Genomic DNA, 18,995 nt, shown 5'->3' with positions numbered 1-18,995 from the left:
GCTCGCCGGACGGGCCCTGTGCGGCCTTGGCGGCACTGCGCCTCGTCAGCGCCGAGTTGACGGTAATCTGCGCCCAATGAGCAGCCTGAACCTCGATGACTTCGCCAACCTGATCGAGCGCCCCGATGGCGGTGCGCGCCGTGACGCCGAGGAGCGGCGGGCGCGGCTGGCCGTGCCGCCGGGGGCGCTCGGCCGGCTCGACGAGCTGGGTGAGTGGCTGGCCTCCGCGCAGCAGCAGGTGCCGGTGCGGCCCGTCGAGCGGCCGCGGCTGGTGTTGTTCGCGGGCGATCACGGGGTGGCGGAGCTGGGTGTGTCGGCCCGGCCGGCCGGCGGCACCCGGGAGCTCGTACGGGCCGTGCTGGACGGCGCGAGCCCGGCCGCGGTGCTGGCCCGCCGTGCGGGGGCGGGGCTGCGGGTGGTCGACATGGCGGTGGACTGCGACCTGGCGGAGCTGCCCGACGAGGTCACCCGGCATCGGGTGCGGCGCGGCAGCGGCCGGATCGACGTCGAGGACGCGCTGACGGCCGAGGAGGCCGAGGCGGCGTTCCGGGCCGGGATGGCGATCGCGGACGAGGAGGCGGACGCCGGCACCGACCTCGTGGTGCTGGGCGATCTGAGCGTCGGCGGCACGACGGCGGCCAGCACGCTGATCGCCGCGCTGTGCGGTACGGACGCCTCGGTGGTCACCGGGCGGGGCGGGGCCCCCATCGACGATCTGGCCTGGATGCGCAAGTGCGCGGCGATCCGCGACGCGCTGCGGCGGGCCCGGCCGGTGCTCGGCGATCAGCTGGAGCTGCTGGCCACGGTCGGCGGCGCGGATCTGACCGCGATGACCGGCTTTCTGCTGCAGAGCGCGGTGCGCCGGACGCCGGTGATCCTGGACGGGGTGGTCTCGGCGGCCTGTGCGCTGGTGGCGCAGCGGGTGGCGTTCCGGGCGCCGGACTGGTGGCTGGCCGGGCAGGCGAGCGGTGAGCCGGCGCAGGCCAAGGCGCTGGACCGGATCGCACTCAACCCTCTCCTCGACCACGGCGTCAGTGCGGGTGAGGGGACGGGGGCGCTGCTCGCTCTGCCATTGGTGCAGGCGGCCGCGGCCCTGGCGGCAGAACTGCCCGTACGCGACTGACGCGGCGCCGGCCGACCGTGGCCGGCCGCGCCGGGAAGCGCTCGGAACGGGCGCCCTGTAACGGGGCGCTCATCACTTCACGCCCGTACCGGACCGCCGGCGGCGCCCCATAAGATCACGCATTACACCTTTTTATGGGAGACATCGCTTGCGTCCGGACGAAGGCCACGAGGACCGCCGCCGCGGTCGCTGGTCACAGCGGGGTGCCGGGTTCGGCATCTGGTATCTGCGTACCGTCACGTTCATCAATCTGCTGAGCGCGGTGTGGGTGTCGTTCGGCAGTGACATCCGCCGGCACAACATCGAGGACTACTTCACTCCGTATCTGCTGACGGCGGGCTTCGCCTCCGGCGCCTTCTCGCTGTTCCTGTCCGTGACGCTGCGGCGGCGCAAGCGGGCGGCGTGGATCCTGAACCTGGTGCTGTCCGGGCTGCTGTCGCTGCTGTTCGGCTTCGCGCTGGTGACGGCACCGGAGTTCCGCGGCCATCCGCAGAACTGGGTGTCGCTGCTGCTGACGCTGCTGTTCACGGCCGCGCTGGTGGTCGGGCGCCGGGAGTTCTACGCCAAGGGCGACCGCTCGAACCCGAAGCTGGCGGCGGCGGTCGCGGCCGGCGGGCTGCTGGTCACCTCGCTGCTGGCGGCGCTGCTGGTGACCGTCACCAACACCGCGCAGGACGCCTCCGCTGCGTCCTCGACGTTCCTCCAGCGCTGGCGCTACGGGCTGATGCGGCTGGTGTCGCTGGCCGCCGACGAACGGCACTTCCCCGGGATCGCCACCCCGAACTGGGTCAACGTCACGATCAATGTGCTCAGCGCGCTGCTGCTGGTGGCCGTCCTGTGGGCGGCGTTCCGGTCCGTACGCAGCACCGAGGCGATCACCGCGGACGACGAGGAGCGGCTGCGCGGCCTGCTCGCGCGGCACGGCGACCGCGACTCGCTGGGCTACTTCGCGCTGCGCCGCGACAAGAGCGTGCTGTTCTCCCCCAGCGGCAAGGCGGCGGTCACCTACCGCGTGGTGGGCGGCGTGTCGCTGGCCTCCGGCGATCCGCTGGGCGACCCCGAGGCCTGGCCCGGGGCGATCGAGGTGTGGCTGGCCGAGGCCCGGGAGCACGGCTGGGCGCCGGCCGTGATGGGCGCGAGCGAGGAGGGCGGCACGATCTACGCCCGGCACGGTCTGGACGCGCTGGAGCTGGGCGACGAGGCGATCGTGGAGACCGCGGAGTTCACGCTCGGCGGCCGGGCGATGCGCACCGTGCGGCAGGCCTACAACCGCATCGAGCGGGCCGGCTACACCGTCCGTATCCGCCGTCACGAGGACATCCCGGCCGAGGAGATGGACCGGCTGCTGCGGCTGGCCGACGACTGGCGCGACGGGGAGACCGAGCGCGGCTTCTCGATGGCGCTGGGCCGGCTCGGCGACCCGGCCGACGGGCGGTGCGTGATGCTGGAGTGCTCCGACGCCAGCGGGGAGCTGCGGGCGCTGCTGAGCTTTGTGCCGTGGGGCGCGAAGGGCCTGTCGCTGGATCTGATGCGGCGCGACCGCGACTCCGAGAACGGGCTGATGGAGTTCATGGTCCTGGAGCTGATCCAGCGGGCGAAAGAGGTCGAGATCACTCAGCTCTCGCTGAACTTCGCGATGTTCCGCTCCGTCTTCGAACGCGGATCGCGGCTCGGCGCGGGCCCGGTGCTGCGCCTGTGGCGCTCGCTGCTCAGCTTCTTCTCCAGGTGGTGGCAGATCGAATCGCTCTATCGCGCCAACGCGAAATACCGGCCGATCTGGGAACCGCGGTACATGCTGTTCGAAAAGAGCACCGACCTGCTGCGCATCGGCCTCGCCGCCGGCCGGGCGGAGGGCTTTCTGGAAGCACCCGGTCTGCCCAAGTGGCTGAACCGCAAGCACCTGGAGAACGTGAGATGAGCTCGGCTGGGGCGGGGCGGCGGGAGGTACCCGCACCGGCGCGGCGGGAGTCCGTCCTGCGGCGTGCCGCGCGTGCCGAGTGGGGCCCGCTGCTGCGGACGGTCCGGTCCGCGCTTGCCGCAAGGAAGCTGCGGGCGATTCCCGTCACGCTCGCCGCGGTGTGTCTGACCGTGACCTTCCAGTACGTACAGAACCAGCCCTGGGGCTATCAGACGGTCCAGGACATCGGTTCCGTACAGGCCTGGGAGCATCTGTGGGTGGCGCTGCTGCGCACGCCGCTGTCGCTGTTCGTGCCGGCGCTGGACCTTCCGGTGTGGGGCGCGCTGGCGCAGATCCTGGTGGTCTTCGGGATCGCGGAGATCTGCGTGGGCTGGCGGCAGACGCTGCTGGTGGCCTACCTCGCCACGCTCGCCGGGACGATGTACGCGCGGATCGGCATCTGGATCGGCCCGCAGAGCCCCATCGGGCTGCCCGACTCGGACAAGTACGTCGTCGACACGGGGCCGTCGGCGGCCGTGGTGGGGCTGGCGGTGTTCGTCTGCTGGCGCTACCGGGCGTGGTTCACCTGTGCGCTGGTGGTCCTCGCGATGCTCTTCGAGGTGGTGTTCATCAAGAACAACCTGGCGGGCAAGGAGCATGTCGCGGCGATCCTGGCGGTGCTGGTGGTGTGCGGGATCTGCGAGCTGTGGCGCCCGCGCAAGCCGCGGGACGCGCAGTACGGCAGAGCCTGTCCCTGACCCCCGGCCGGCCGGGGGCACCGGCTCTCAGCGGCTGGGGGCGCCGCCGATGAGGTGCTCGGCCTTGCGGCGCAGCGCCGACCAGCGGCGGTCGTGACGGTAGGCGCGGACCTGTGCGCGGGCCCGCGCCTTCGGCCGTTTGCGGTAGCAGCGCCTGGCCCAGGGCGAGTTGGGCCGGGCCAGGCGGATCGCGCCGAAGAGCGCGACGAACGGCACGAACACCCCGATGACGGCGATCCGGGCCTTGCCCTTGAGGAGCGCGACGACCGCGAGGAGGAAGTTGCCGGCCACGGTCCGTACGACCGTGAAGCGGTCGGCCGTCTCGTCCGGGCTCAGTTCGTTGACGCCGAACGGCAGGAAGCCGGCGAGGACCAGGGCGACCAGCGCGACGGTGAGGATGACGACCTCGACGCTCTTGGTGCCCTCCTCGGTCCAGTAGACGTCGTCCAGGTGCAGGATCAGCGCGAACTCGTCCAGGACGAGCCCGACGCCCATCCCGAAGAGCACCGCCGCCGCGCCGGAGCCAAAGCCGCGCCGGTCGCCCGCGAGGGCGATGAAGCCGCCGACGACCATCAGCACCACACCGGGCACCACGTGGTGGACGTGCACCCCGCCGGTGGCGATGTTGCGGAACGGGCCCCGGCCCGCGCGGATGAGACGGGTGATGACACGGGTCACGAGGAAGGTCAGCACGAACGAGGCCAGGGCGAGCAGCAGCGGCAGCTTCCCCGGCTCGACGATGTTGCGGTACCACCAGTGGCCCATCCCACACGCTCCCCATTTGTCGCGTAAGGACAATTCACGGCAATTAAACGCCGCGGCCGGGCGGATAGCCTGCCGCGGTGACCGAGACCCCCGCTCCCCCGGCCCCCTCCGACGCCCTGCGCTTCGCCTTCGGCACGCTGACCGTGCTCCCGGTGCGCGTCACCCGCTGGGACCGGGCGGCGGCGCGCGGCGGGATGCTCTGCGCGCCGCTGGCCGGGCTGGTCGTCGGGCTGTGCGCGGCCGCGCTCGGCGGGACGCTGCTGCTGCTCGGCGGCGGCCCGCTGCTCGCCGCGGTCGGCACCGCCGCGGTGCCCGCCGCGCTCACCCGCGGCCTGCACCTGGACGGACTCGCCGACACCGCCGACGGCCTGGGCAGCGGCAAGCCCGCCGAGGACGCGCTGCGCATCATGAAGCAGTCCGACATCGGCCCGTTCGGGGTCATCACGCTGCTGTTCACCCTGCTGGCCCAGGTGGCCGCGCTGCACGAGCTGTACGCGCGGGGCTGGGCGTACGGCGCGCTGGCGGCGGTGGTCGCGGCGGCGGTCGCGCGCGGTGCGCTGACCCTCGCGTCCCGTACGGGGGTGCCGGCCGCACGCCCCGAAGGGCTGGGCGCGGCGGTCGCGGGCGCCGTCCCGGTGCGGGCGGCGGCGGGGTGCGCCGCGCTGGTGGCCGCCGGCTGCGCGGGGGCGGGCGCCGCCTTCGGGGCGCTGGGCGCACTGCACGCGGGGCTCGCGGCGCTGCTCGGGCTGGGGACCGGCGAACTGCTGCTGGGGCACTGCCGGCGGCGGTTCGGCGGGGTGACCGGCGATGTGTTCGGCGCGCTCGCGGAGAGCGCGGGACTCGCGGCGCTGGTCGTGCTGGCACTGGGGTAGAGACCCGGGGCGCTGCGGCCAACTCCCTTGATCCTGCGGGTAGTTCACCGGATCCGGCCCGCCCCTCGGTGCCGGGGCGCCCGCCTTCTCGGTGTTCCTTGCGTACCGGTGCGGCATCTGTGGCGGCATCAGGCCGGGCCTAGGGACGCCTCCGAGCGTAGGCTCAGCCGCAGCAGCGCCCAAGGCGCACAACGGATTCCCGGACAGGAACAGGACTCTCATCACCGTGACTGCACTGACCCTCAGTACTTCTTCCGCCGCAACGGTGCGTGCGGATGCCGTCGTCGTCGGCGTGGCCAAGGGCGCCAAGGGCGTCGTTGTCGCTCCCGGCGCGGAGGCCGTGGACAAGGCCTTCGGCGGCAAGCTCGCCGCTGTGCTGGAGACCCTCGGCGCGAGTGGTGCCGAGGGCGAGGTGACCAAGCTCCCCGCCGCGGACGGCCTCAAGGTGCCGGTCGTGCTGGCGGTCGGGCTGGGTGACGCGCCGGCCAAGGGCGACGCCTACGACAACGAGGCGCTGCGGCGCGCCGCGGGCAGTGCCGCCCGTGCGCTGTCCGGCAGCAAGAAGGCCGGCTTCGCGCTGCCCGTCGAGGACGCCGAGGCGGCCGCCGCGGTGAGCGAGGGCGCGCTGCTCGGCGCGTACGCCTTCACCGCGTACCGCTCCAACGGCAACGGCGCCAAGGGCGGCAAGAAGAACGACGGCAAGTCGGCGCCCCTGGGCGAGGTCGCGATCCTCGGCGGCAAGCCGCGCGACAAGGAGTTCAAGGCCGCCGCCGAGCGCTCCCAGGCGCTGGCCGCGGAGGTCAACCGCGCCCGCGACCTGATCAACATGCCCTCCAACGACCTGGACCCGAAGTCCTTCGCGGCCCAGGCGCAGGCCGCGGCCAAGGAGTTCGGCCTCAAGGTCGAGGTGCTGGACGAGAAGGCGCTCAAGAAGGGCGGCTACGGCGGCCTCATGGGCGTCGGCCAGGGCTCGGAGGCCCCGCCGCGGCTGGTGCGGATCGCGCACACGCACGCCAAGGCGACCAAGACCCTGGCCCTGGTCGGCAAGGGCATCACCTACGACTCGGGCGGCATCTCGCTCAAGCCGGCCGGCCACAACGAGACCATGAAGTGCGACATGAGCGGTGCGGCCGCCGTCTTCGCCGCGGTCGTGGCCGCCGCCCGGCTGGGCCTGGAGGTCAATGTCACCGGCTGGCTGGCGCTCGCCGAGAACATGCCGTCCGGCTCCGCCACCCGCCCCGGTGACGTGCTGACCATGTACAGCGGCAAGACCGTCGAGGTGCTCAACACCGACGCCGAGGGCCGCCTCGTGCTGGCCGACGCGCTGACCCGGGCCTCGGAGGAGTCCCCCGACGCCATCGTGGACGTCGCCACGCTGACCGGCGCGATGGTGCTGGCGCTGGGCCACCGCCACTTCGGGATCATGGCCAACGACGACGCGTTCCGCACCTCGATCCACGAGATCGCGGAGGAGGTCGGCGAGCAGTCCTGGCCGATGCCGATGCCCGAGCACCTGCGCAAGGGCATGGACTCGCCGGTCGCGGACATCGCCAACATGGGCGAGCGGATGGGCGGCGGCCTGACCGCCGGCCTCTTCCTGAAGGAGTTCATCGGCGAGGGCATCCCCTGGGCGCACCTGGACATCGCGGGTCCGGCCTTCCACGAGGGCTCGCCCTGGGGCTACACCCCCAAGGGCGGTACGGGTTCCGCAGTGCGCACCCTGGTGCGGCTCGCCGAGCGCACCGCGGCGGGCGACCTCGGCTGACACCGTCCCGTATCGCACGATGTGTCCGTACGGCCCCGAGCTCACAGCCCGGGGCCGTCGGTGTGCGCGGGCCGGTATGTTCGCCCTCAACGAAATCCGCCCACCCGTCGCCCACCACCACCCTTCCCAGGAGACGCTGCGCGCCGCTGCACTTCTACGCACCGGTAACCCCCCTTCGGGCGGTCGATCGCCGTCCAGAGCCCGGCCCGCCGTCCCGGCTTCGTTGAACAAGTGCGAAGATGGGTTCTCGGCAGGACAGGGCCCCCCTTACCCAGGGCCGAAGTAAAAGCGGCCGAACAACAGCCGCGGACCGGTCACCGACGACCGGCTCCGGCGCACCCATGCATGGAGGACGTGACGTGGCGAACGACGCCAGCACCGTTTTCGACCTAGTGATCCTCGGTGGCGGAAGCGGTGGTTACGCCGCTGCCCTGCGCGGGGCGCAGCTGGGCCTGGACGTCGCCCTGATCGAGAAGGGCAAGGTCGGCGGCACCTGCCTGCACAACGGCTGCATCCCCACGAAGGCTCTGCTGCACGCCGGCGAGATCGCCGACCAGGCGCGCGAGGCCAACCAGTTCGGTGTCAAGGCCACCTTCGAGGGCATCGACATCGAGGCGGTCCACAAGTACAAGGACGAGGTCATCTCGGGCCTGTACAAGGGCCTGCAGGGCCTGATCGCCTCCCGCAAGGTGACGTACATCGAGGGCGAGGGCCGGCTGTCCTCCCCGACCTCCGTCGACGTCAACGGCCAGCGCGTCCAGGGCCGCCACGTCCTGCTGGCGACCGGCTCCGTGCCGAAGTCGCTGCCGGGCCTGGAGATCGACGGCAACCGCATCATCTCGTCGGACCACGCGCTCAAGCTGGACCGCGTGCCGAAGTCCGCCATCGTCCTGGGCGGCGGCGTGATCGGCGTCGAGTTCGCCTCGGCCTGGAAGTCCTTCGGTACCGACGTCACCATCGTCGAGGGCCTCAAGCACCTCGTCCCGGTCGAGGACGAGAACAGCTCCAAGCTGCTGGAGCGGGCCTTCCGCAAGCGGGGCATCAAGTTCAACCTCGGCACCTTCTTCGACAAGGCCGAGTACACGCAGGACGGCGTCCGCGTCACGCTGGCCGACGGCAAGACCTTCGAGGCCGAGGTGCTGCTGGTCGCGATCGGCCGCGGGCCGGTCTCGGCGGGCCTGGGCTACGAGGAGCAGGGCGTCGCGATGGACCGCGGCTACGTCCTGGTCGACGAGTACATGCAGACCAATGTGCCGACCATCTCGGCCGTCGGTGACCTCGTCCCCACCCTCCAGCTCGCGCACGTCGGCTTCGCCGAGGGCATGCTGGTGGCGGAGCGGCTGGCCGGTCTGAAGACCGTGCCGATCGACTACGACGGCGTGCCGCGCGTGACGTACTGCCACCCCGAGGTCGCTTCGGTGGGCATCACCGAGGCCAAGGCCAAGGAGCTGTACGGCGCCGACAAGGTCGTCGCTCTGAAGTACAACCTCGCGGGCAACGGCAAGAGCAAGATCCTCAAGACCACGGGCGAGATCAAGCTCGTCCAGGTCAAGGACGGTGCCGTGGTCGGCGTCCACATGGTCGGTGACCGTATGGGCGAGCAGGTCGGTGAGGCCCAGCTGGTCTACAACTGGGAGGCTCTGCCGGCCGAGGTTGCGCAGCTCGTGCACGCGCACCCGACGCAGAACGAGGCTCTCGGCGAGGCCCACCTGGCCCTGGCCGGCAAGCCTCTCCACTCCCACGACTGACCCCAGTCCGGGCGCGACCACTTCCGCAATTCGTAAGGAGCAACCGAAACCATGGCGGTTTCCGTAACCCTGCCGGCGCTCGGCGAGAGCGTCACCGAGGGCACCGTCACCCGCTGGCTGAAGGCCGAGGGTGAGCGCGTCGAGGCCGACGAGCCGCTGCTCGAGGTGTCGACCGACAAGGTCGACACCGAGATCCCCGCGCCGGCCTCCGGCGTCCTGTCCGCCATCAAGGTGGCCGAGGACGAGACCGTCGAGGTCGGCGCCGAGCTGGCCGTCATCGACGACGGCACCGGCGCTCCGGCGGCGGCTCCGGCCCCCGCCGCCGCCGAGGCCCCCGCCGCGCAGCCGCAGCCCGAGCCCACCCCGGCGCCGGCTCCGGCCGCCGCCCCGGCCCCCGCCGCCGCCCCCGCGGGCGGTGCCGAGGGCACGGACGTCGTCCTCCCCGCGCTCGGCGAGAGCGTCACCGAGGGCACCGTCACCCGCTGGCTGAAGGAGGTCGGCGAGGAGGTCTCGGCCGACGAGCCGCTGCTGGAGGTCTCCACCGACAAGGTCGACACCGAGATCCCCGCCCCGGCCTCCGGCGTCCTGCTGGAGATCGTCGTCGGTGAGGACGAGACCGCCGAGGTCGGCGCCAAGCTCGCCGTGATCGGTGCCGCGGGCGCCGCTCCGGCCGCCGCGCCCGCCCCGGCCGCCCCGGCCCCGGCGGCTGCTCCGGCCCCGGCCCCGGCCCCCGCGCCTGCCCCGGCCGCTCCGGCTCCGGCCGCCGCTGCCCCGGCGCCCGCCGCTCCGGCTCCGGCCCCCGCCCCGGCCCCGGCTCCGGCCGCCGCCCCGGCCCCCGTCACCCCGGCTCCGGCCGCCGGTGAGGCCGAGGGTGCGTACGTCACCCCGCTGGTGCGCAAGCTCGCCGCGGAGAGCGGCGTCGACCTCGCCACGGTCAAGGGCACCGGTGTCGGTGGCCGGATCCGCAAGCAGGACGTCATCGCCGCCGCGGAGGCCCTGAAGGCCGCCGCTCCCGCCGCGGTCTCCAAGGCTCCGGCCCTGGAGGTCTCCCCGCTGCGCGGCCAGACCATCAAGATGCCGCGGATGCGCAAGGTCATCGGCGACAACATGATGAAGGCCCTGCACGGCCAGGCGCAGCTGACCTCCGTGGTCGAGGTGGACATCACCAAGATCATGCGGATGCGCAACAAGGCCAAGGACGCCTTCGCGCAGCGTGAGGGCGTCAAGCTCTCCCCGATGCCGTTCTTCGTCAAGGCCGCTGTCCAGGCGCTGAAGGCCCACCCGGTCGTCAACGCCCGGATCAACGAGGACGAGGGCACCATCACCTACTTCGACACCGAGAACGTCGGTATCGCGGTGGACGCGGAGAAGGGCCTGATGACCCCGGTCATCAAGGACGCCGGTGACCTCAACATCGCCGGTATCGCCCGCAAGACGGCGGACCTGGCGGGCAAGGTCCGCGCGAACAAGATCACGCCGGACGAGCTGTCCGGTGCGACCTTCACCATCAGCAACACCGGCTCGCGCGGCGCCCTGTTCGACACCGTCATCGTGCCCCCGAACCAGGTCGGCATCCTGGGCATCGGCGCGACCGTCAAGCGCCCGGTGGTCATCAACCACCCGGAGCTCGGCGAGACCATCGCGGTGCGCGACATGACCTACCTCGCGCTCTCCTACGACCACCGTCTGGTGGACGGCGCGGACGCCGCCCGCTACCTGACCACGGTCAAGCAGATCCTGGAGGCCGCCGAGTTCGAGACCGAGATCGGTCTCTGAGTCCGGCAGTCACCCGGTAGGTGTGCAGTCAAGGGGTCGGCCCCGGTTCGTACGAGCCGGGGCCGGCCCCTTTGCGCGTCCCTGACCTCTTCTCCGCCCGGGGCCTGCCCCCCGTCCCGGATAATGGCCCCCTCGCCACCCGCGCTCTGAAGGAGCAGTTCATGACCCCGCCCGTCGTCCATTCGCTGCGCGAGCAGATCCGCGAGCACATCCTCGAGGGGATCGTCAGCGGCCGCTGGCAGCCGGGTGAGCGGATCGTGGAGCGGCGGATCGCGGTGGAGCTGGAGGTCAGCCAGACGCCCGTACGGGAGGCGCTGCGGGAGCTGGAGTCGCTGCAGCTGATCGAGTCGGCGCCGAACAAGGGCGTACGGGTGCGGAACCTGACCGCGGACGACCTCAAGGAGAGCTACCCGGTGCGGGCCGGGCTGGAGCAGGTGGCCGCGGAGCTGGCGGCCACGCGGCTGGCCGAGGACACCGCGGCGCTGGAGCGGGAGGTGGCGGCGCTGCGCGAGGCGGATCTGGCGGGTGACGGCGAGGCGCAGGTGCGGCACACGGTGGCCTTCCACCGGGAGATCGTGCGGGCGGCCGGCAACGCCGTGCTGCTGCACACCTGGGAGTCGCTGGGCATCGAGGTCTGGACGACGCTGTCGATCCGCTGGTTCAGCCCGGAGCCGCGGGCTCACGCCCAGGACCATCAGGAGATCGTGGACGCCTTCCGGCGGCGCGACCCGAAGATCGGGGCGCTGCTCAAGGCGCATGTGCTGAGCTGCGCGCCGAGGGTCTGAGGCGGCGGGGCCCGGTCGCGCACCGAGGGTCCGGGAAGGACTGCGGGGCGTAGCGGAGGCAGGCTCCGGGGCTGGCACCGCGTGCCGGGAATTGCGGCACCCCGTGCCGACCTGCGGGTTTTCGTCCGTTCGGCGTTGATCGATCATCGATCAGAGGCGTATCGTCGTCTGCCGGGGCGCGACACCCCTGCCTGCCAAGCACCCACTCGCACTCCCCGACCAACCGTCCGGAAAGGGGCCACCCATGCCCGATCCCGTGCGCATGCCGTACAGCCAGCTCGACCAGCTCCCGGACCGGGACCCCGAGGAGACCGCCGAGTGGCGCGAGTCCCTGGACGCCGTCACCAAGGCGGCCGGTCCGCACCGCGCCGCCTATCTGATGCGCCGCACCCTGGAGGACTCGGGGCTCGCACTGCCCCAGCTCCTGGAGAGCGACTACCTGAACACCATCCCCACCGCCGCCGAGCCCGCCGTTCCGGGTGACGAGGCGATGGAAGCCAAGATCGCCGCCTGGAACCGCTGGAACGCGGCCGCGATGGTCTCCCGCGGCTCCAAGTACGGAGTCGGCGGCCACATCGCCACCTTCGCCTCCGCGGCCTGGCTCTACGAGACCGGCTTCAACCACTTCTTCCGCGGCAAGGAGGGCGACGGAAGCGGCGACCAGCTCTACATCCAGGGCCACGCCGCGCCGGGCATCTACGCCCGCGCCTTCCTCGACGGCCGCCTCACCGAGGAGCACCTCGACAACTTCCGCCGGGAGTCCGGCGGCAAGGGCATCCCGTCCTACCCGCACCCGCGGCGGCTGCCCTGGCTGTGGGAGTTCCCGACCGTGTCGATGGGTCTGGGCCCGCTCTCGGCCATCTACCAGGCGCGGTTCAACCGCTACCTGACCAACCGCGGCATCAAGGACGTCTCCGACTCCCACGTCTGGGCGTTCCTCGGCGACGGCGAGATGGACGAGCCCGAGTCGACGGCGGCACTCGCGCTGGCGAGCCGCGAGGGCCTGGACAACCTGACCTTCGTCATCAACTGCAACCTGCAGCGCCTGGACGGCCCGGTCCGCGCCAACTTCAAGATCGTGCAGGAGCTGGAGGCCCAGTTCCGCGGCGCCGGCTGGAACGTCGTCAAGACCCTGTGGGGCACCGCCTGGGACGAGCTCTTCCGGCTCGACACCACCGGCGCGCTGGCCCGCCGTCTGCGCGAGGTTCCCGACGCCCAGTTCCAGACCTACGCGACCCGCGACGCGGCCTACATACGCGACCACTTCTTCGGCGCCGAGCCCGCCCTCGCCGAGATGGGCAGGCTGCTCGGCGACGACAAGATCCTGGAGTGCTTCCACTTCTCGCGCGGCGGCCACGAGGCACGCAAGGTGTACGCGGCGTACCGTGCCGCCGTGGAGCACAAGGGCGCCCCGACCGTGATCCTCGCGCAGACGGTCAAGGGCTTCACCCTCGGCAAGGGCTTCGAGTCCAAGAACGCCAACCACCAGATGAAGAAGCTGACCGTGGACGAGTTCAAGGTCATGCGCGACCTGCTCGAACTCCCCATCTCCGACAGCGACTTCACCGACGGCCAGGTGCCCTACGGCCACCCCGGCGCCGGCTCCCCCGAGGTCCGCTACCTCCAGGAGCGCCGCGCGGCACTCGGCGGCCCGGCCCCGGCCCGCCGCGTCCACCCCCTCGCGCCGCTGCCCGCCCCGGCCGACAAGGCCTTCGCCGCCTTCGACAAGGGCTCCGGCAACCAGTCCGTGGCCACGACCATGGCCTTCGTCCGCCTGGTCAAGGACCTCATCCGCGACAAGGAGACCGGCAAGCGCTGGGTGCCGATCGTCCCCGACGAGGCGCGCACCTTCGGCATGGAGTCGCTCTTCCCGTCCCTGGGCATCTACTCCCCCAAGGGCCAGACGTACGAGCCGGTCGACCGCGACCAGCTGATGTACTACAAGGAAGCCAAGGACGGCCAGATCCTCAACGAGGGCATCACCGAGGCCGGTTCGATGGCGGACTTCATCGCCGCCGCCACCGCGTACTCCACGCACGGCGAGACGATGATCCCCTTCTACATCTTCTACTCGATGTTCGGCTGGCAGCGCACCGCCGACCAGATGTGGCAGCTCGGCGACCAGCTCGGCAAGGGCTTCCTCGTCGGCGCCACGGCCGGCCGTACGACGCTGACCGGTGAGGGCCTGCAGCACGCGGACGGCCACTCGCCGGTGATCGCGGCGACGAACCCGGCGGCGCTGACGTACGACCCGGCGTTCGCGTACGAGGTCGCGGCGATCGTCAAGGACGGTCTGCGCCGGATGTACGGCGAGACCGCCCCCGGCGAGGACCCGAACGTCTTCTACTACCTCACGGTCTACAACGAGCCGATGCCCCAGCCGGCCAAGCCGGCGGGCGTCGACGAGGGCATCGTCCGCGGCCTGTACCGCTTCAACACCGCGGCCACGGCGGGTGTCGCGGCGCCCGCCGACGCCCCGGCGATCCAGCTGCTGGCCTCCGGCACGGCGATCCACTGGGCGCTCAGGGCCCAGCAGACGCTCGCCGAGGACTGGGGCGTGGCCGCCGACGTGTGGTCCGCGACCTCCTGGACGGAGCTGCGGCGCGACGCGATGGAGGCCGACGCGGCCACGCTGCGCGGCGAGGACCGCACACCGTACGTCCGCGAGGCGCTCAGCGGCGCCGAGGGCCCGGTCCTGGCCGTCAGCGACTACATGCGCCAGGTCCCGGACCAGATCGCGCAGTGGGTCGAGCAGGACTACACCTCGCTCGGCGCGGACGGCTTCGGTCTGTCCGACACCCGTGACGCGGCCCGCCGCCACTTCGGCGTCGACGCCGAGTCGATCGTGGTCGCGGCGCTGGCCCAGCTCGCCCGCCGCGGCGAGGTGCCGGCCTCCGCGGTCAAGGAGGCCCGGGAGCGCTACGGGCTCTGAGCCGGGAGCCCCCCCCGATCTCCCGTGCGGAGGCGACCCTTCCCGCGCCCGGAGCCTCCGCACGGGAACCCACTGGCCCGGCCGGTCATGCCCTGACCACGGCCGGGCCTTTCTCCTCTCCGTCTTGTTTTTTCCCCTCCGCCCACCCCCCTTCGGGGGGTGGGCGGGTTCATGTGCGTGGGCGCGGCGCGCGCCTGTATAGCGGGCAGGCGCGGTACGCCCTATACGGGGCGGCCGGAGCCACCGGCGTTGTCAGTGGCCCCCGGCATCATGGGGTCATGCGTGCTGCACGGCTGATCAAGATGGTGTTGCTGCTCCAGGCGCGGCCGTCGATGACGGGCGCCGAGCTGGCGCGGGAGCTGGAGGTCTCCGAGCGTACGGTCGTGCGCGACGTCCTCTCCCTCTCCGAGGCCGGGGTGCCCGTCTACGCGGACCGCGGCCGGGCCGGCGGCTACCGCCTCATAGGCGGCTACCGCACGCGTCTCACCGGCCTGGGCCGCAGCGAGGCGGAGGCCCTGTTCCTGTCCGGAGTGCCGTCCGCCCTGCGGGAGATGGGCCTCGCGGACGCCGCGTCCGCCGCCCGTCTGAAGGTCTCCGCCGCGCTGCTGCCCGAGCTGCGGGACGCCGCGTCGGGCGCCGCCCAGCGCTTCCATCTCGACGCACCGGCCTGGTATCAGGAGCCCGAGACTCCCGCCCTGCTGCCCGTGATCGCCGACGCGGTCTGGGACGACCGCCGGATCACCGCCCGCTACCTCCGCAGGGACACCGAGGTGGAGCGGGAGCTGGAGCCGTACGGCCTCGTGCTCAAGGCGGGGGTCTGGTATCTGGCGGCGCGTGCGCAGGGGGACTTCAGGGTGTACCGGGTGGAGCGGTTCACGGCCGTGGCGGCCGCCGGGGAGGGCGAGCGCCCCGGGAGCGGCGAGGACCGCTTCAGCCGCGACGCGTCCTTCGACCTCCCCGCCTTCTGGGCAGAGCGGGCCGCGCAGTTCGCGCGCTCGCTGCTGCGCGAGGAGGTGGTGCTGCGGCTCTCCGCGCGCGGTGTGCGCCAGCTGCCGTACGTCACCGAGCCCGCGGCGGCCCGCGAGGCGATCGAGGAGGCGCGGGCCGCGGGCGGCCCCGACGCACAGGGGCGGCTGACCGTCACCCTGCCCGTGGAGTCCGCCGAGGTCGCCCACGCCCAGCTGCTGGCGCTCGGCCCGGAGGGCGAGATACTCGCGCCCGCCGGGCTGCGTGAGCGCTTCGCGGCGGCCGCCCGCCGGACGGCCGCCCTGTATACGGAGCCCGGCGGGCAGGCCTACCGGTAGTCCGCCGCGGTGCCCTCCTTCCCTCCGAAGACCACGTCCTCGAAGTAGCCGAAGGCGTCCGGCCGGGAGCCGTCCGTGTCGGTGAAGTCGTACTCCTTCGCCAGCTGGCCGCTGGAGAGCGACTGGCCGCTCCAGCGCTGCTTGTCCGGGTCGCCGGCGAGCGCCCGTACGGCGCGGCCGATCAGTGCCGGTGACTCGGCGACGGCGAAGTGCGGTTCCTTGGCGACCGCGTCGCGCCAGGTCTCCTCCGTCACCCCGAAGTGGTCCAGCATCTCCTCGGACCGCAGGAAGCCGGGGGTGAGCGAGACCGCGGTGCCGCCGTGCTCCTTCAGCTCGGCGGCGAGGCCGAAGGCGATGCGGTGCGGCACGTTCTTGGTGAGGTCGAAGCAGAGGTTGTCGCGGTAGGTGCGGTTGAAGGCGGCGGTGCCGTCGGTGATCTCGACGACCAGCCCGCCGGGCCGTTTGATCAGCAGCGGCAGCGCGTAGTGGCCGGTGATGATGTGGCTGTCGATGCCGAGGCGGAACATCCGCAGGCCCTTGTCCAGGTCCAGGTCCCACAGCGTGGTGTTGAACTCGATCAGCCGGTCGCCACCCCACAGGCTGTTGACCAGCACATCCAGCCGGCCCTGCTCCCGGTCGATACGTTCGATGAGCGCCTTGACCCGGGCCGGCTCCAGATGGTCGGTCGGCACGGCGATCCCGGTGCCGCCCGCCGCGGTCACCAGCTCGGCGGTCTCCTCGATCGTCTCCGTGGGACGGCCGACCTCGCTGACCCGCTCCCGGGTCGTCCGCCCGGTCACATAGACCAGCGCCCCGGCCCGGCCCAGCTCCACCGCCATCGCCCGGCCCGCGCCCCGGGTCGCCCCGGCCACCAGCGCCACCCGGCCGGTCAGATCCGCCGCCACGGCCCGGTCCGTACGCCCCGCTCGTTCCTCATGGCCCGTCACGTTCGTGCTCCTCGCTGTCAGATGTCAGATGCCGGCGGCCCTGTCGCCTCCGTACACCGCGACCCTGACAGCGAATCCCGACATCTACTGTCGTGATTCAGTGGCGCCGGGATCCCGGCCGCGGGAACGCGGAGCCCGTCCGGGAAGGGCCTTCGGCGCGCCCCTACGGCCGCAGCGCCCGCACGCTCCGCCCGTCCCGCAGCCGCCCGACGACCTCGGCCCGGGCGTCCGGCCCGGCCGGTGTGGCGAGGGTGCCGGCCCGGCCGGTGGCCCGTACCCCGCCCGTGGCGTCGAGGCCGATGACCTCCCCGCTGCCGGCCGCGAGCAGGTACCACTTCCCCGACACCGCCTGCCAGTGGACGTCCGCGACGACATGCGGCCCGAAACGGCTGCAGGCGGCCGTGTTGACGGCGCGTCCGGCGATCCGCCCGGGGTCGGCGGGGCGGATCGCCGGCGGCAGGAAGTGGACGGCCACGGTGCCGGGGCCGCGCCAGGTGTCGGCGCGGGTACAGACCCAGGTCGCCGTGCCGCCGCCCTCGGGCAGCGGCTGTTCGGCGAACGCCCAGTTGCTGACGGAGCGCACGCCGGCGCCCCGCAGGGGGCCCAGCCGGCAGGCCGTACGGGCCCAGTTCTGCAGCGCCCGGGGGTCGGTCGCCTCGCGCGGTCCGCCGAACGGGGTCCGCTGGCCCGCGGACGGCGGCGGCGCATACGTCAGATGGACGGGCACGAGATCGTTCAGATCGGCCAGCAGGAAGGGCGGCGCGGCCAGCCCGAGCCGCGGCGAGGGGCGGAATTGCGCCACCGGCCAGCGCCCGCAACCGGCGCCGGCCGCGGGCGGTGTGGCGATCCGGTCGGTGACGCCGTCGGGGGCGATGTGCAGCCCGCGCGGCGGGGCGCCCGGCGCCAGCAGATCGCGGGTGGCGACATCGGAGATCCAGGGCGCGAGCAGATAGCGCATCCAGCCGTTGCCGCGGCCGATGACCAGCGCGGCGCCGGTCGTCAGGTCCGCGTCGTCGACCCGCGCGAAGTGCAGGGTGGGGCCGGCGTCTTCGGGCTCGGCGTAGCGGACCAGGCGCTCGCCGTCGTGCAGGACCACCACCATGACGTTGTCGATCAGGCCCGCGTACAGCAGCTGCGGCGGATGGCCGGGCGGGCGGGTGGAGGTGCCGGCGGTCGCCGTGATCCGGGCGTCGTCGGGCGGCGCCGCCCAGACGCGCAGCGCCCGGGCCAGCAGCTCCCCGTCGCCGGTCTCCCGGCCGCGGGCGGGCCAGGCGGTGAAGTCCACCCGGGAGGTGTCGGCCCACTGCTCGGGGGCGGTGCGCAGCAGCCGGGCCGGGTCCAGCGCCTGCTCGGCGGCGGTCCGGGCGCGCTCGGACCGGTCGTCGCCGCCCGGCAGCGCCGCCGCCCCCGCGCCGATCGCCAGTACGGCCGCCAGCGCGAGCGACGCCCGCAACCGCTGGCGGCGGCGCAGCAGATCCGTCGGCCGGGTCTGCACCGTGCACGGGTCGAACTCGCCCGAGTTCAGCAGCGCGGCGGCCCCGGCCCCGGTCTCCTGGTCCAGCAGCGCGGCGGCCCGCTGCGCCGCGTCCGGGTCCTCGGCCCCGGCCCGCTCCAGTACGGCGCGCGCCGCGTCCTCGTCCAGGCCCTCCAGATGCCACAGCCCGATGGCGGCCCGCACCGCCGCCGGGACGGCGGACAGCGCCTGGTCCAGGGCGAGTTCGTCGGCGCCGCCGGCCCGGGGGAAGAGCCGCAGCCCCCAGACGGCGGGCAGGATCCACGGCCCCCGGCCCGGCCGTCCCTCGTAGCCGAGGGCCAGCCGCAGGGTCCGCAGCCGTACGACGTCGTAGCCGGACTCCGGCGCCGGGCCGCGCTGGGCGGGCAGCCCGCGGGCCGGCCGGCGGCGGCCGGCCTTGGGCAGGGCCCGCTGGACCAGGCCGTGGGCGGTCAGGACCCGGCGGTGGCGGCCCATCGACGGGGGCAGTACGAGGTAGGCGAGGCGGACGAGCCGTGGGTAGTGCTCGACGATGGCCGCCTCGGCCCGTTCGACATCGGCCCGGGTGCGTTCGTCCATGGGCATGGCCTGAAACAGCCCTTCACGAATTGGCGGATATGCCGTCTATGCCGTTGTTCGGTCGTTGCAGGCCTTCCAACGAGTGAATCTTGGGACGGTCACACGACGGATCACCGGTACGGGGCACAGCCGGGCGCGCGCACGCCGGTCCGGGCGGTCCGTCACCGCACCGGGCGCCCGCTCACCGTTCCGGATAACGACACCGTCGCATCTGGGGTAGTCCGCATGCGCGGCACGGCCACAGGGCAGATG

At 72.9% G+C, this 18,995-nt stretch carries 13 protein-coding genes; 10 read left to right on the top strand and 3 right to left on the bottom strand.

Annotated elements, in window-relative coordinates; translation table 11 throughout:
* Positions 1 to 76: 76 nt before the first annotated feature.
* The 3 genes from cobT to ACWD6P_RS18415 all read left to right on the top strand — a co-directional run bounded on the left by cobT (position 77) and on the right by ACWD6P_RS18415 (position 3,778).
* Positions 77 to 1,123 carry a nicotinate-nucleotide--dimethylbenzimidazole phosphoribosyltransferase gene (gene cobT, locus ACWD6P_RS18425; protein ID WP_451445150.1) on the top strand — a complete coding sequence of 349 codons (1,047 nt, stop codon included), beginning with the start codon at positions 77 to 79 and terminating at the stop codon, positions 1,121 to 1,123.
* 148 nt (positions 1,124 to 1,271) lie between these two features.
* Positions 1,272 to 3,041, top strand: coding sequence for a phosphatidylglycerol lysyltransferase domain-containing protein (locus ACWD6P_RS18420; RefSeq protein ID WP_451445149.1), 1,770 nt, complete (start codon positions 1,272 to 1,274; stop codon positions 3,039 to 3,041).
* Positions 3,038 to 3,778 carry a hypothetical protein gene (locus ACWD6P_RS18415; RefSeq protein ID WP_451445148.1) on the top strand — a complete coding sequence of 247 codons (741 nt, stop codon included), beginning with the start codon at positions 3,038 to 3,040 and terminating at the stop codon, positions 3,776 to 3,778. Before ACWD6P_RS18420 ends, ACWD6P_RS18415 begins: the two co-directional genes overlap by 4 nt.
* A 27-nt stretch (positions 3,779 to 3,805) precedes the next feature.
* Here ACWD6P_RS18415 and ACWD6P_RS18410 read toward each other — a convergent pair whose 3' ends face one another.
* Positions 3,806 to 4,543, bottom strand: coding sequence for a hypothetical protein (locus ACWD6P_RS18410; RefSeq protein WP_451445147.1), 738 nt, complete (start codon positions 4,541 to 4,543; stop codon positions 3,806 to 3,808).
* Positions 4,544 to 4,620: 77 nt separating this feature from the next.
* Between ACWD6P_RS18410 and ACWD6P_RS18405 the strand changes: the two genes are divergently transcribed.
* From ACWD6P_RS18405 to ACWD6P_RS18375, 7 genes are all read left to right on the top strand, one after another.
* Positions 4,621 to 5,415: an adenosylcobinamide-GDP ribazoletransferase gene (locus tag ACWD6P_RS18405; protein WP_451445146.1), complete on the top strand. Its 795-nt coding sequence runs from the start codon at positions 4,621 to 4,623 to the stop codon at positions 5,413 to 5,415.
* 226 nt (positions 5,416 to 5,641) lie between these two features.
* Positions 5,642 to 7,180: a leucyl aminopeptidase gene (locus ACWD6P_RS18400; protein ID WP_451445145.1), complete on the top strand. Its 1,539-nt coding sequence runs from the start codon at positions 5,642 to 5,644 to the stop codon at positions 7,178 to 7,180.
* A 359-nt stretch (positions 7,181 to 7,539) separates the two neighbouring features.
* Entirely contained in the window at positions 7,540 to 8,928 is a 1,389-nt protein-coding gene (gene lpdA / locus ACWD6P_RS18395) for a dihydrolipoyl dehydrogenase (RefSeq protein ID WP_451445144.1), read from the top strand.
* Positions 8,929 to 8,979: 51 nt separating this feature from the next.
* A complete protein-coding gene (gene sucB, locus ACWD6P_RS18390; protein WP_451445143.1) occupies positions 8,980 to 10,704 on the top strand; it encodes a 2-oxoglutarate dehydrogenase, E2 component, dihydrolipoamide succinyltransferase in 1,725 nt (574 codons plus the stop codon).
* A gap of 161 nt (positions 10,705 to 10,865) precedes the next feature.
* Positions 10,866 to 11,489, top strand: a complete 624-nt coding sequence (locus ACWD6P_RS18385; RefSeq protein ID WP_451445142.1) for a GntR family transcriptional regulator — start codon at positions 10,866 to 10,868, stop codon at positions 11,487 to 11,489.
* Positions 11,490 to 11,733: 244 nt separating this feature from the next.
* A complete protein-coding gene (aceE, locus tag ACWD6P_RS18380; protein WP_451445141.1) occupies positions 11,734 to 14,421 on the top strand; it encodes a pyruvate dehydrogenase (acetyl-transferring), homodimeric type in 2,688 nt (895 codons plus the stop codon).
* Positions 14,422 to 14,699: 278 nt separating this feature from the next.
* Complete coding sequence (locus ACWD6P_RS18375) at positions 14,700 to 15,725, top strand: helix-turn-helix transcriptional regulator (protein WP_451445140.1); 1,026 nt, start codon at positions 14,700 to 14,702, stop codon at positions 15,723 to 15,725.
* Here the strand turns inward: ACWD6P_RS18375 and ACWD6P_RS18370 are convergent.
* Together ACWD6P_RS18370 and ACWD6P_RS18365 are read right to left on the bottom strand one after the other, a co-directional pair.
* Positions 15,716 to 16,672, bottom strand: coding sequence for an SDR family oxidoreductase (locus ACWD6P_RS18370; protein ID WP_451445139.1), 957 nt, complete (start codon positions 16,670 to 16,672; stop codon positions 15,716 to 15,718). The two genes, ACWD6P_RS18375 and ACWD6P_RS18370, sit on opposite strands and share 10 nt — an antisense overlap.
* A gap of 163 nt (positions 16,673 to 16,835) precedes the next feature.
* A complete protein-coding gene (locus tag ACWD6P_RS18365; RefSeq protein ID WP_451445138.1) occupies positions 16,836 to 18,743 on the bottom strand; it encodes a hypothetical protein in 1,908 nt (635 codons plus the stop codon).
* Positions 18,744 to 18,995 lie beyond the last annotated feature (252 nt).

The organism is Streptomyces sp. NPDC002446 (assembly GCF_053595675.1).
Note: the sequence above shows the minus strand (reverse complement) of the source record. Positions and strands in the feature narration are given on the sequence as shown.

Coding starts and splice junctions, on each gene's coding strand:
- ACWD6P_RS18365 (WP_451445138.1), bottom strand. CDS start 18,743: ATGGACGAACGCACCCGGGCCGATGTCGAACGGGCCGAGGCGGCCATC.
- ACWD6P_RS18410 (WP_451445147.1), bottom strand. CDS start 4,543: ATGGGCCACTGGTGGTACCGCAACATCGTCGAGCCGGGGAAGCTGCCG.
- sucB (WP_451445143.1), top strand. CDS start 8,980: ATGGCGGTTTCCGTAACCCTGCCGGCGCTCGGCGAGAGCGTCACCGAG.
- ACWD6P_RS18375 (WP_451445140.1), top strand. CDS start 14,700: ATGCGTGCTGCACGGCTGATCAAGATGGTGTTGCTGCTCCAGGCGCGG.
- ACWD6P_RS18385 (WP_451445142.1), top strand. CDS start 10,866: ATGACCCCGCCCGTCGTCCATTCGCTGCGCGAGCAGATCCGCGAGCAC.
- ACWD6P_RS18415 (WP_451445148.1), top strand. CDS start 3,038: ATGAGCTCGGCTGGGGCGGGGCGGCGGGAGGTACCCGCACCGGCGCGG.
- cobT (WP_451445150.1), top strand. CDS start 77: ATGAGCAGCCTGAACCTCGATGACTTCGCCAACCTGATCGAGCGCCCC.
- aceE (WP_451445141.1), top strand. CDS start 11,734: ATGCCCGATCCCGTGCGCATGCCGTACAGCCAGCTCGACCAGCTCCCG.